Raw genomic sequence first — 13,160 nt, forward strand, 5'->3', positions numbered from 1 at the left:
CCGGCAGCCCGAAGCCGCGCCAGTTCTGGTCTGACGTATCGGTTTAGGTTGCCGATGACGGGTGCGACATCACAGGTCGAGGAACACCGTCTCCTCGTCCCCCTGCATACGGATGTCGAACCGGTACGTCACCCGTCCACCGTTCGTCTCACGCCGGGCGATCAGCGTGTGACGACGCTCGGCCGGCACTTGTTGCAGCACGGGGTCCAGCGCGTTGGCCGCAGCCTCGTCGTCGAAATAGATACGCGTAAACAGATGATTGAGCAAGCCCCGCATCGTCAGCACGACATCGATGCGCGGGGCATCTCCCTGCACAGCCGCGCCGGGCTTGACGGTCTCGATGACGAAACGGTTCTCGGCATCCGTACCGGTACCGCAACGGCCCGCCCCGGCGAACCCGGTGCGCTCGATATCGTCGGCCGTCTGCACGTAGCGCCCATGGGCGTCGGCCTGCACGATTTCAATCAGGGCATCGTTGATCGGATTGCCCGCGCCGTCGAATACCTGACCGATCAGACGGATGTGCTCCCCGTCAGCGCGATCGCTCGCGACGACCGGCGTGAAAGCGCTCTTGAAGTCGTACAGGTATTGTTCCGGCGACAGGCCGTAGGCGAAGTATGGACCGACGGTCTGCGACGGCGTTTGCTTGAGATCTGACGTGTTGGACATGGCTCAGGACTCCATCGGCGTTTGGTCGGCACCGCGCAACACGATGTCGAATTCGTACCCCAGCGCGTATTCCGGCTCGGTGATATCCATCGAGAAGCGCGCAATCAGGCGGTCGCGTGCCTGCGCCGGCGTCGCCTGGAAGATCGGGTCGTAAGCGAGGAGCGGATCGCCCGGGAAGTACATCTGCGTCACCAGCCGGGTCGCAAAGTAGTGCCCGAACACCGAGAAGTGCAAATGCTGCGGACGCCATGCGTTGTGGTGGTTCTTCCACGGATACGCGCCCGGCTTGATCGTCAGGAATTTGTAGCGTCCGTCGGCGTCGGTCATCGCGCGGCCGGCGCCGAGGAAGTTCGGATCGAGCGGCGCGTCGTGCTGGTCGACCTTATGGACGTAGCGCCCGCACGCGTTGGCCTGCCACAGTTCCACGAGCGTGTTCGGCACCGGGCGGCCGCCTTCGTCGAGCACACGGCCGGTGACGATCATGCGCTCGCCCAGCGGTTCGCCATTACGAACGGCATTACGCGTGAGATCGCCGTCTAGCGCGCCGATGATGCCATTGCCGTAGACCGGCGAGCGCAGATCCGCGAGGTTCTGCCTGACCGGCACGAGCAGTTGTTTGGGCCCGCGCAGCGCCGTGGACTTGTACCCGCTGTCAATCAGCCTGGGATGGGAATCCCAGTCGCGGGGGCGCAGGACGGTTGTCGTCTTCGACATGGTCTCACTCCATTTTGTGTTGACTGATCTGGCAGGCACGTTGGCCGGTCGCCAGCTTGTTTTCGACACTATATCCATAATCAACGGATATATTTATTGACATTTTCTTAGGCTTTTCATAACTTTCCGGCATGGAAAGACACCTTCTCGACGGGCGCATCAAGCTGCGGCATCTGCAATGCCTGCTGGCGGTCGCGCAGCATGGCAGCTTGCAGCGCGCGGCCGAAGCGCTGTCCATTACCCAACCGGCCGTCAGCAAGACGATTGCCGAACTGGAAGGCCTGCTGGGCGTGCGTCTGTTCGACCGGGGCCGCAACGGCGCCCGGCCCACCGCGCAGGCCGAATTGTTCCTGCGGCATGCGGGCGCCAGCGTGAGCGCGCTGCGTCAGGGCATCGACGTGCTTTCGCGCGCCGTCGGCCAGACCGGCGGCGTGATCGAGATCGCGGTATTGCCCACGCTGGCCGCCGCGATGATGCCCGGCGTGCTCGAAGCCTTCCGGCGCGAGTGGCCCGGCATCGTGGTGCAGGTGCACACCGGGGCGAACCAGCAACTGCTCACCCAACTGAAATCCGGTCAGGTCACGCTCGCCCTCGGGCGCATGTCCGACCCGGAAGGGATGGCGGGGCTCACCTTCGAGCACCTGTGCGCCACGCCGCTGTGTGTGGTCGTGCGGCCCGAGCATCCGCTCGTGCAGCAACGCAGCGTGTCGATGGCCGACATTGCGAACTATCACGTGGTGCTGCCGCCGCACGGCACGATTCTTCGTCACACGGCCGATAGCTTCCTGCGCGCGCACGGCGTGGGCACGCTGGACGACTATTCCGAGCTGCTGTCGATGTCGCTCGCGCGCGCCATGACGCTGCGCGACGACGTCGTCTGGATCGCCTCCGAGATCACGGTGCAGGACGATCTTGCCGATGGCGCACTGTGCGCCCTGCCCTTCGCGACGAAAGGCACAGAGGAGTCCATCGGCATTTTGTGGCGCAACGACACGGTGCCCACACCGCCCGAGCAGATGCTCATCAGCGCCATGCGCGAAGCCGCGCGCGTGCGCTACGGCATGCCGGGGCTGCGCTGAGCGCGTTCGCGACATGTCGCGTCAGGCGGCAGCTTGCGCCGACGCGCCGCCCGACAGTCCCAGCATGCGTGCCGCGTTGTCCTTGAGCAGCAGCGGTTTGACGTCATCGCGAAACCCCGCCGTCTCGAAGTCCTTCAGCCAACGATCCGGGGCGATGAGCGGGAAGTCGGAGCCGAACAGCATCTTCTCGCGCAGCAGCGAATTCGCGTATTGAATCAACTCCGGAGAAAAGTACTTCGGCGACCAGCCCGACAGATCGATGTAGACGTTCGGTTTGTGCAGCGCGATCGACAGCGCCTGCGATTGCCAGGGCCATGACGGATGCGCGATCACGATGTTCATGTCAGGGAAATCGGTCGCGACATCGTCGAGATGCATCGGCTCCGAATACTTGAGACGCAGTCCGCCGCCGCCCGGCATGCCCGAGCCGATGCCCGAATGCCCGCTGTGAAACACCGCCGTGAGTTTGTACTCGGCGATGAGTTCGTACATCGGATACGCCATGCGGTCGTTGGCGAAGAAGCCCTGCATCGTCGGATGGAACTTGAAGCCGCGCACGCCGAACGCCTCCACCAGTCGACGCGCCTCGCGCACGCCCATGCGGCCCTTGTGCGGATCGATGCTCGCGAAGGCAATCATGATGTCCGGGTTTTCCTGCGCGAAGCCCGCGATCTCCTCGTTCGGAATGCGCCGGCGACCGATATTCGCTTCGCAGTCGACGGTAAACATCACGAAGCCGATATTACGCTCGCGATAGTGCGCGATGGTCTCGGGAATCGTCGGACGGCGATTCTGCTTGAGCACCGTGCCGAAGTACTTGTCGGCGGCATCGTCGAACGCCTTGCCGAACAGGTCGGGCGGCTGGCAGCACGACACCTCCGCGTGCACATGGGTGTCGATGGCGACGAGTGTCTCGAGATTCATTGTGCCGTCTCCGGATCTTCGAGCTGCGCCGCGACGATCGTCATGGCGAGACGCGTCTGCGGCCAGTCGAACTTCAGCCAATAGCGGGCGGCGCGTGGCTTGCCGCCGTCCGTAACATCCGCCATCGCGGCTTGCGCCCACAGGCCTGCCATCGACAGTCCATGGACCACGCGCATGACTTCACCCGCCGTACAGAGCGCGGCACGAGGTGACGTCTTCGCCAACGCGACGAGGCGCGGCACCAGCGCCGCCCAGGCGTCGAGACAGGCAGGTACGTCGGCGAATCCGTGCAGCCTGTCGAGCGCCATCGCATCGTTCACCGTCCGGCGCACCCACCCCAGCCAATGCGCGAGCGCAGCCCCTTCGTCCTTGACGATCTTGCGCATCAGCAGGTCGACGGCCTGAATCTCGTTGGTGCCTTCGTAGATCATGGGAATGCGCGCGTCGCGCACGATCTGCGAGATGCCGGTCTCCTCCACGTAGCCGTAGCCGCCGAAGACTTGCAGCGCGTCGCTCGCGCCCCGGAACGCCTGCTCCGTGAGCATCGCCTTCACCACCGGCGTGAGGAGCGCAGCGAGGGCATGCGCCTGCGAGCGAGCCTCGGACGTCTCGGCATGATGTGCCTGATCGACGGCTAACGTAGCGCGGTACAACAGCAACCGCGCACCTTCGACGGCGATACGCTGACCTTCGAGCAGACGCCAGACCGCCGGATGCTGCGCAATGGGTGCGCCGGCAGATGGCCCCTGCGCACCCGCTACCCGCGACTGCACGCGTACCTGGGCATGGCGCACGGCCATCTCGCAGGCGCTTTGCGCGAGCCCCACGGCCGACGCACCGACATGCAGACGCGCCGAATTCATCATCGCGAACATCGCCTCCAGACCGCGATGCGGCGTACCGACGAGATAGCCGGTCGCGCCCTCGAACGCCATCGAGCAGGTGGCGCTGCCGCGAATCCCCATCTTGTGTTCGATGCCTGTGCAATGCACCGTGTTGCGCTCGCCGTTCGCCAGCACCTTGGGTACGAGAAAGAGCGTCAGTCCACCGCTGCCGCACGAAGCGTCAGGCGTGCGGGCGAGTACCAGATGCACGATGTTGGGCGTCAGATCCTGCTCGCCGCCGGAGATAAAGAGCTTCTCTCCCGTCACACGCACGGTCCCTTCGTCGGGCGATCCCACCCATTCGGCCCGCGTACGAATCTGGCCGAGATCGCTACCCGCCCCCGGCTCCGTCAGGCACATCGTCGCAAGCCATTCACCGCTGACGAGTGGGCCGAGCCACGCGTCGCGCAATGCCGGGCTGCCGAAGCGATTCACGCACTCGTAAGCGCCGTGGAGAATGCCGGGATACATCGTCCAGGCGAGATTCGCCCCCGACGTCAGTTCCTGCACGGCGATCTGCGCGACGAGCGGCAGCCCTTGCCCGCCCAGCGACGGATCACACGGCAGCGACGGCCACCCGGCCTCTCGATACTGACGATAAGCGTCGGCGAACCCAGAGGGCGTGCGCACCTCACCGTCGCGCCAGCTACACCCCTCCCGGTCGCCGATGGCGTTCAGCGGCGCGAGCACCTCACGAGAGAAACGGGCCGCTTCGTCCACTACCTGCACGAGCATGGTCGTATCGAACTCGCGATACGGCGCGAGGCACGACAACGCCTCGCCGATGCCGAGCCGCGACAGTACAAACGCGATGTCGTCGGCCGCACTGCGCAATTCCGAACGCGGCATGTCAGCGCCTCACCGGCGCGAGGATCACGCATTTGTCACCGGCCTGGGCCGCATGCAGCATGTCGACCGTGGCCGCACGATGATCCTGCACCGCCCGCTGATTGATCGATCCCTTGTCGGTGACCTCGCCGCGATCGAGCGATGGCGGTGTGTCGAGCAGCACAAGCCGCGCCACGCTAGTCGCGCTTCCGCTCGCACTCGCGTTGAGCGTTGCGAGCAGCGCCCTGAACACCTCGCGCACGGCATCGGAGGCCAGCACCTCGGCCATCGGCGCGTCACTGGCCAGACCGCTCAGACGGCGGCAATCGTCGACACGCGGGAAGATCATCAGCCCGATATCGTCGCGATTGATGCCGGTGATTACAGCGTCCTGCACATACGGCGCGCCTTCCGAGATCACGCGGGCGCGCAATGGCCCCACGCTCACGAACGTTCCTGAACTGAGCTTGAAGTCTTCGGTAATGCGGCCGTCGAATTGCAGACCCGCTTCCGGGTCGGCCTTGTCGTAGAACGCGGCGGCGTCGCCCGTGCAGTAGTACCCCTCTTCGTCGAAGACCGGGTCGGACGACTCGTGCCGCCAGTACCCTGCCATGACGTTGGGCCCGCGAAAGCGCACTTCGAGCTTGCCGCCGACCGGCGCGAGCTTCACTTCGCAGCCCGGCGCCGGTAGCCCGATGTACCCGGCGCGCATGATCGGCCCCGTGGTGAACATGCAGCTCGGCGACGTCTCCGTCATCCCCAGCCCCGACATGATGCGGATGCGCTCGCCGCAATGCGTCTCGGTCACGCGCTCCAGCCGGTCCCACGCGGCTTGCGACAAACCGGCGCCGCCGAAGAAGTAGAGATTCACACGCGCAAAGAAACGCTCGCGCAATGCGGCGTCGCTCTCCAGGGCGATGGCAAGATCTTCCCATCCCTTCGGCACGTTGAAGTACACCGTTGGCGAGATCTCGCGCAGGTTACGCAACGTCTCCCCGAACTTGCCCGCGACGGGTTTGCCGTCGTCGATATAGAGCGTGCCGCCGTTGTACAGCGCGATGCCGACGTTGTGACTGCCGCCGTAGGTGTGATTCCACGGCAGCCAGTCGACCAGCACCGGGGGCGCTTCGCCGAACGTCGGGAAGGTTTGCAGCAGCATCTGCTGGTTGCTGCACAGCATGCGCTGCGTGGTCGGCACGGCTTTGGGCGCGCGCGTCGAGCCGGACGTGAACAGGATCTTGGCGACGGTCTCGCCTGTGACCTGCGCATGCGTGGCGTCGATGTTGCGCGGCACGACATCGAGCAGCTCGCCAAAGGCCAGCGTGCCCTTGTCACCGTCCGCTGTGACACGGATGACGCCATTGTCCAGCACGGCGTCCATCGCGCGACCGTAGGCTGTCGCGTCGCTCGCATAGACAAGCCCCGGACGCAGCAAGCCGAGCGTATGGCGCAGCTTGCCGTAGTCCGTCGACACGATGGAATACGCCGGGGAGATCGGCGCGAACGGCACGCCCGCGTACATCGCCCCCAGCGCGAGCTGAAAGTGTTCGAGATCGTTGCCCGAGAGAATCGCGATCGGACGCTCCGGCGACAGCCCCCGGTCACGCAATGCCTGCGCAATGGCGCGCACGCGCAACAGCATCTGCGCGTAGGTGATGCCGAGCCACTCGCCATCGGCCCCGCGTCGCGCGATCAACAGCCGCTCCGGATGCTTCGCCGCGCCCGAGACAAGCCGATCCGTCAGCCGCTCGGGAAAATCGCCCAGCGCCTCGCGCGAGCGCAGATACCAGAACTCGCCGTCACGCCGGACTTCGACACCGGGATTCCCGATGGCGACTTGCCGATACCGGTGCCCGGCCATGTTGTTGCCTTGACTCAAAACGCTGTCTCCTGCCTAGTGCCTGCATTGGCGCATCGCGACGCTTTCTCGGTAGCGTTCGCGCGCGCCCTCCTCATCCGGCGATCATCCGCCGATCTTCGGGCGATGGACGCAATCAGATCGGGTAATGGCGCGGTGTCGTCTGCACGGTGATCCAGCGCAGTTCGGTGAATTCGCCGATCGACGCCTTGCTGCCGAAACGCCCGTAGCCGCTGGCTTTCACGCCGCCGAACGGCATCTGCGCTTCGTCGTGCACCGTCGGCCCGTTGATATGGCAGATGCCCGATTCGATGCGTCTGGCCAATTGCAGCGCGCGCGAAACGTCTCGACTGAAGATCGCCGCCGAGAGACCGAACTCGCTGTCGTTCGCCACGCGTACGGCCTCCTCGTCGCCCCGCACACGCTGGATCGTCACCACCGGACCGAACGACTCCTCGCGGTAGAGCCGCATCGCCGGCGTCACGCCGTCGACGATCGCAGCCTGCATGATCGCGCCGTCCACCCGACAGCCGAGCGGCAGACGGGCACCGTGTTCGCGCGCATCCTCCACCAGTGCCGCCACACGCGAGGCCGCCTGCGCACTGACCATCGCGCCGAGCACGCTGTCGGGCGACGTCGGCGATCCGGCGTGCAACGTCGCGGCCTTGGCCGCGAGCTTTTCGACGAACGCGTCGGCAATGCGCTCGTCGACGATGACCCGCTCCGTCGACATGCAGATCTGCCCCTGATTGAAGAACGCGCCGAAAGCCACTCCGTCGACGGCGGCATCCAGATCGGCATCGTCGAGCACCAGCACGGGGGCCTTGCCGCCGAGTTCCAACAGCGCGGGCTTGAGATGCTCGGCCGCGAGGCGGGCTATGATGCGGCCCACGTGCGTCGAGCCGGTGAAGTTCACGCGTCGCACGGCGGGATGCGCGATCAGCCGGGTGACGATCTCCCCGGCATCCTGCGGTGCATTCGTCACGACGTTGACGACGCCGTCGCCCAGCCCGGCCTCGTGCAGGCAGGCGCCGATCAGCGCGTGCACGCCGGGACACTGCTCGGACGCCTTGAGCACGACCGTGTTGCCGCAGGCGAGCGGCATGGCGAGTGCGCGCGTCGCGAGAATGACCGGCGCGTTCCACGGTGCGATGCCCAGCACCACGCCGACCGGCGAACGCACGGCCATCGCGAGACTGCCGGGAACGTCGCTCGGAATCACACTACCGTCGATCTGCGTCGTCATGGCTGCCGCTTCGCGCAGCATGTTGGCCGCGAGCATGACGTTGAAGCCGTACCAGTTCGCCATCGCGCCGGTTTCGGCAGCGCCGACGGCGATGAACTCCGCGGCGCGGGCGTCCATGCGCTCGGCCGCAGCGAGCAAACGCTGACGGCGCGCCGTCGGCGAGAGCGCGGCCCAGGCGGGAAACGCGGCGTGTGCGGCATCGACCGCCGCATCGGCATCGAGCACCGTGGCGGCCGGCGCACGCGTGGCCACTTCGCCCGTCACCGGATCGACCCGCTCGAACGTCGCACCGCCCTGCGCGCCGCGCCACTGGCCGCCGATCAGCATCTGCACTTCATGCATTGCGCTATTCCTCTTTCACTCGGTCACTGAACGATGCCGTACATCAACGCTTGTAGGCCTGCAGACCCGGCTTGATCGACTTGTCGTCGAGGAACTGCTTCAGTCCCTGCTCCCGGCCGTGCTCAGGATCACGCAACTGCGCCTGATCGAGCTTGGCGTACAGATAGTCTTCGCATTGCTCCCACGTGAGTTCGCGCGAACGCTTGAAGCCGTGCTTGGCCGCGCGCAGCACCACGGGGTTCTTCTCCAGCAGCTTGGCGGCGAGCGCCAGCGTGGCATCGCGCAGTTCGGCGAGCGGCACGCTCTGGTTCACGAGGCCCATGTCCGCCGCTTCGCGGCCCGTGAAGGTGTCGCCCGTCATGATGTAGTGCAGCGCGCGACGATGACCGACGGTGTCCGCCATCGCCTTGCTCACCAGATTGCCCGGCGGAATGCCCCAGTTGATTTCCGACAGACCGAACACGGCGTCGTCAGCCGCAATCGCCAGATCGCAGGCCACGAGCGGCGAGAAGCCGCCGCCGAAGCACCAGCCGTTGACCATGGCGATGGTCGGCTTGCCATACATGCGCAGACGGCGCCATTGCCAGTCCGACGCATCACGGCGAATACGCTCCTGCACGATCTCCGGACCGCCATCGATCTCGCGGAAATACTCCTTGAGATCCATGCCAGCCGTCCAGGCAGCGCCCGCACCGGTCAGCACGACGACCCGCGCGTCGGCGTCGAGTTCGAGCGCGTCGAGCACCTGATTCATCTCCGTGTTCAGCGTCGGGCTCATCGCGTTGCGCTTCTCCGGCCGATTGAAGGTGACCCAGCCAATGCCCCCCTCCACCTTCACGTCGATCGTCTTCCAGCGTCCTTCGTATGCATTCATTTTGCGTAATTCCCAAGTGTCCGGGGCAACCGGCTCGCGCGCCGGGAGTGGCGCGCGGCGTGCCCAAAGTGTTCTCACGGGGTTACCGAATCGGTACCGACGTGTTGTCGTCAGACACAATTTAATATCAGGCAACCTTACATTGCAAGCGTGACGTTTTCAGGGGAAACCCTGAAAGTCTGTCAATGCCTGCGATCAGAACGTGTGACGCATGCCCAGCATCACGCCGGTCTGGCCCTCGCCTGCGGGCGGCGTGGTGCCGCCGCCACCGCCGCTGACCGAATACGCGGCATGGGCGCTGTTGAAGAGGTAGGCCGCCTGCGCGTAGACCGCCGTGCGCACCGAGAACGAATACGTGGCCCGAAGCGTCGTCATGGTGCCGCGCGTGTCGTGATCGCTGTTGATGATGCGGTAGACCTGTCCGTCGACCAGCCAGGCATGGGTGATGTTGTACGCCGCACCGAGATAGAACAGGTTCGAGTGCGTGTTGGCGGCAGACGTCGAGACATGACGCCCCAGCCAGCCTCCGCCGACCTTGAGCGCGCCGTACTTGTAGTACGCGCCGAGGGTCGTGCGCGTGTCCTTGTCACTGCTACGGATGAAGGCCGTCGTGGCCTGTCCGTCGAAGAAGTTCGCCGCCGCGTTGGTGCCGCCGCGCTGTTCTTCGTACGAGGCGGCGACACCGAAGTTGCTGGCATCGTACTTGAGCATGACCGACCAGTCGCGGCACTGCACCGACTGGCCCGGCACTTGTCCCGCGCAGGTGCCCTGCCCCGGCGAGTTGCCGGTGCCGGCCGAGTCGCGTCCGAACGAATAGCCCGCCCCGAACGTCAGCCCCTGCCAGCCGACCTGATACGTCACCGAGTTGTCGGTGCGCGCGTTGGGAATATAGGCGTCGAACGAGCCCATGCCGTAGATGTCCGGTCCCAGAATGTCGGTGCCGAGCAGTGCGTAATACGTCATGGTGTATTGGCGACCGAACGACAACGTGCCGTAAGGCCCCTTCACGCCCACGAACGCCTGACGGCCGAAGAGGCGTCCGCCCTGCCCGAGATCGCCGCCACGAATGTTGAAGCCGCTCTCCAGCTGGAAGATGGCGGCGAGGCCCCCGCCAAGGTCTTCAGACCCGCGCAGCCCCCAGCGCGACGGCAACTCCCCGGTCACGCCCGGCATGCGAACGACCGAGCCGTTCGGGCTCGCGTGCGATACGTATTCGATGCCGGTGTCGACGATGCCGTACAGCGTGACGCTCGATTGCGCGGCAGCGATGCCAGGGACTGTGACGGCGGCAAGCGCCACGAGTGATGCGAACGTGCTGCGAGAGGTGAGGCAAGAGGGGCGATGAGGACGCGGAAGTGCCATGGTTGTCTCCAGGTTATCGATATCGTTATGTGTGTGCTGCAAGAAAAAACGCGACGGCGGCAGTCGTTTGCCATCCGTCGCGCGCAAGCGGGCCAACCAGTGTCCGGCGCGAAGCCGGTTCAGTCAGCCGCGCGGGGACGACGGATCAGCATCAACGCCGCGAGTGCGGCGACAACGGTGACGGGAATACTCGCGCCGATCACCACGGCCGCGCTGCTGCCGACGGCGAGCAACATGCCGGCGGCCAGCGGACCGACCACGGAACCGATGCGCCCGACAGCGACGGCGGCGCCCACGCCGGTACCGCGCATCGCTGTCGGGTAGTAGGCTGCGGCCAGCGCATATAGCACCGACTGGCCGCCGATGATGAACATCCCCGCGAAGAACGCCGCCGCAGCAAGTACGCCGAACCCTTGCGCCGCCGCCAGACCGACGAGCGACGCGATCATGCCGAGATACATGCCGCCGATCACGAACGACATGCGTGCCCGGTCCATCAGATAGCCGAGGCCCAGCACTCCCACAGCACTGCCGACGTTAAAGAGAATCTGCACCCAACCGATTTCGCCGCGTGCCAGACCGCGCGAGCCCATCAGCGACGGCAACCAGTTGAGCAGGAAATACAGCACAATGAGCGTGCAGAAGTAAGACAGCCAGAGCTGCACGGTGGACACGCCGCGCCCCTCGGAGAACAGCACCGTCGTCATCGGTGCCGGGGTCGCACGCTGCCCTTGCGACGTCGCGGTGGCGAACGCTCGCGACTCCGGCAGGAACCATGCGAGCAACGGCAGCAGCAACAGCGGACCGACCCCGCCCACATAGAAGATGTGGCGCCAGTCGGCGTCGCTTACGGCCAGCATGCCAATGGCCGCCGCAATGCCGCCGCCGAGCGGAATGCCGCAATACATGATGCTCACCGCCGTGCCGCGCAGGCGCGGCGCGACCGCTTCCGACGACAACGCGATGAGATTCGGCATGGCCCCGCCAAGTCCGATGCCCGTGAGCACGCGAACGATCACCAGCATCCAGAAGTCCGACACGAAAGCCGTGGCGATCGACAACACCCCGAACAGCGCCGCCGAGAGCATGAGCACCCGCTTTCGGCCGATGCTGTCGGCGAGCCGCCCGCCGACCATCGCGCCCGGCAGCAGACCGAAGGTACCCGCCGAGAATGCGATGCCCATCTGCGCGACGCTCAACCCGAACTCTCGTGCCATGCCGCGCGCCGCCACGCCGACCGATTGCAGGTCCAGCCCCTCCAGCAGCGCTACGGCGAAACACAGCGCGAGCGTGAGCGCGACCGGACTCGCCGCGCTCGCTACACCATCCGCCCCCAATGGCAACGCCTGAACGTTGCCCTCCCGATTCGATTCCATGCTGTCTCCTGTCATCTTCTTTATGAACGTCGGTCGCCACCCTGCAAGCTCAACCGACACCGGAAGCAACACGCGCCAACGCTCGGCACCCAGCTCGACAATTAATCAGGAAACCTGATATTAAAGGCGAACGTGTGACGGCGCGACAACACCGCGATAGCGGTGCATCGCTGTCGTCTTAGCGGGTCACTGGGATGCGGTCGTGCAATGCTCGTGCCCTTGCTTTCGGCAAGATACGGGGCTCGATCCGGTAGATCTCAGGCCGGCATCGTCGAATGCCGACCGGGGGTGACGGACTCCATTTAATATCAAGCAACCTGACAATACAAGCAATCGGCAGGTCGGGACAAACCCGGAGTCAGTCGCGCAGATTGCGCACGAACATTTCGAGATGACGTTGAATGGCGGCGGCGTCTTCACGCGGCACACCCGCACGCATGCGCGTGTCGATTTCCTTGGCGACGGCTTCGCATTGCGCGAGCACACGACGGCCTTCGTCGGTCAGTTGCAGCAACACGATACGGCCGTGATTGGGATCCGGCTCGCGCGTGATCCACTGGCGCGACGCCATGATGCTGACCACTTCGTTGGCCGACTGCGGCGTGATGAACGAGCGCTGTGCGAGTTGCGCGTTGGAGAGCTTGCCGCGCGCGTCGAGCACGGAGAGCGCGGTGAATTGCGCGAGCGTGAGGCCCAGCGGCGCCAGCGCTTCCGACATGTGGCGGCGCAGCAAACGATCGAGACTCGCGATGACGTACGTCAGGCGCAGCTTGGAGCGACGCGGACGCGCATCCGACGTCGTGTCGGCCGTCCCATGCGCAGCTTCAGCCCCGGCATCGTGCGCGAGCGCATCGGGCAAGGAAGACGAGGAGGAAGCGATGGCAGCCGACGACGTGGCGGCGACAGACTTCTTTTTCTGTGGGACGACGCTCATGATGAGAAAGCGAGAATGCGCAGATTTTCGCGTGGTACGGGAAAGTCAGCAGTGTAACGCCGCCACCGTG

11 protein-coding genes are annotated in these 13,160 nt (G+C 65.4%); 1 reads left to right on the top strand and 10 read right to left on the bottom strand.

Translation table 11 applies throughout. The features are described from left to right. Positions 1 to 69: 69 nt before the first annotated feature. Positions 70 to 669 carry a protocatechuate 3,4-dioxygenase subunit alpha gene (pcaG, locus tag PCA20602_RS19925; RefSeq protein WP_150722667.1) on the bottom strand — a complete coding sequence of 200 codons (600 nt, stop codon included), beginning with the start codon at positions 667 to 669 and terminating at the stop codon, positions 70 to 72. 3 nt (positions 670 to 672) lie between these two features. Beyond that, the gene (gene pcaH, locus PCA20602_RS19930; RefSeq protein WP_150722668.1) at positions 673 to 1,383 is read right to left on the bottom strand and encodes a protocatechuate 3,4-dioxygenase subunit beta; all 711 of its coding nucleotides are present in this window, start codon (positions 1,381 to 1,383) and stop codon (positions 673 to 675) included. A 131-nt stretch (positions 1,384 to 1,514) separates the two neighbouring features. Here pcaH and pcaQ point away from each other — a divergent pair, with 131 nt between their 5' ends. Next, complete coding sequence (gene pcaQ / locus PCA20602_RS19935; RefSeq protein WP_069342150.1) at positions 1,515 to 2,462, top strand: pca operon transcription factor PcaQ; 948 nt, start codon at positions 1,515 to 1,517, stop codon at positions 2,460 to 2,462. 21 nt (positions 2,463 to 2,483) lie between these two features. Here pcaQ and PCA20602_RS19940 read toward each other — a convergent pair whose 3' ends face one another. The 8 genes from PCA20602_RS19940 to PCA20602_RS19975 all read right to left on the bottom strand — a co-directional run bounded on the left by PCA20602_RS19940 (position 2,484) and on the right by PCA20602_RS19975 (position 13,090). Beyond that, complete coding sequence (locus PCA20602_RS19940; protein WP_150722669.1) at positions 2,484 to 3,386, bottom strand: amidohydrolase family protein; 903 nt, start codon at positions 3,384 to 3,386, stop codon at positions 2,484 to 2,486. Continuing rightward, positions 3,383 to 5,119, bottom strand: coding sequence for an acyl-CoA dehydrogenase family protein (locus tag PCA20602_RS19945; RefSeq protein WP_150722670.1), 1,737 nt, complete (start codon positions 5,117 to 5,119; stop codon positions 3,383 to 3,385). Before PCA20602_RS19945 ends, PCA20602_RS19940 begins: the two co-directional genes overlap by 4 nt. Before the next feature lies 1 nt (position 5,120). Beyond that, positions 5,121 to 6,959, bottom strand: coding sequence for a feruloyl-CoA synthase (locus PCA20602_RS19950; RefSeq protein ID WP_150722713.1), 1,839 nt, complete (start codon positions 6,957 to 6,959; stop codon positions 5,121 to 5,123). A gap of 133 nt (positions 6,960 to 7,092) precedes the next feature. Then, positions 7,093 to 8,544, bottom strand: a complete 1,452-nt coding sequence (locus PCA20602_RS19955; protein WP_150722671.1) for an aldehyde dehydrogenase — start codon at positions 8,542 to 8,544, stop codon at positions 7,093 to 7,095. Between the two features lie 43 nt (positions 8,545 to 8,587). Beyond that, positions 8,588 to 9,418 (bottom strand): p-hydroxycinnamoyl CoA hydratase/lyase, encoded by an 831-nt coding sequence (locus PCA20602_RS19960; protein ID WP_150722672.1) that lies wholly within the window; start codon positions 9,416 to 9,418, stop codon positions 8,588 to 8,590. A 195-nt stretch (positions 9,419 to 9,613) separates the two neighbouring features. Further along, positions 9,614 to 10,780, bottom strand: coding sequence for a porin (locus PCA20602_RS19965; RefSeq protein ID WP_150722673.1), 1,167 nt, complete (start codon positions 10,778 to 10,780; stop codon positions 9,614 to 9,616). 119 nt (positions 10,781 to 10,899) lie between these two features. After that, on the bottom strand, positions 10,900 to 12,156 hold the full coding sequence (gene mhpT, locus PCA20602_RS19970; protein WP_246182249.1) for a 3-(3-hydroxy-phenyl)propionate transporter MhpT: 1,257 nt from the start codon (positions 12,154 to 12,156) through the stop codon (positions 10,900 to 10,902). 358 nt (positions 12,157 to 12,514) lie between these two features. Further along, a complete protein-coding gene (locus PCA20602_RS19975) occupies positions 12,515 to 13,090 on the bottom strand; it encodes a MarR family winged helix-turn-helix transcriptional regulator (RefSeq protein WP_246182250.1) in 576 nt (191 codons plus the stop codon). Positions 13,091 to 13,160 lie beyond the last annotated feature (70 nt).

The organism is Pandoraea capi (genome assembly GCF_902459735.1).
GTDB classification, from domain to species: domain Bacteria; phylum Pseudomonadota; class Gammaproteobacteria; order Burkholderiales; family Burkholderiaceae; genus Pandoraea; species Pandoraea capi.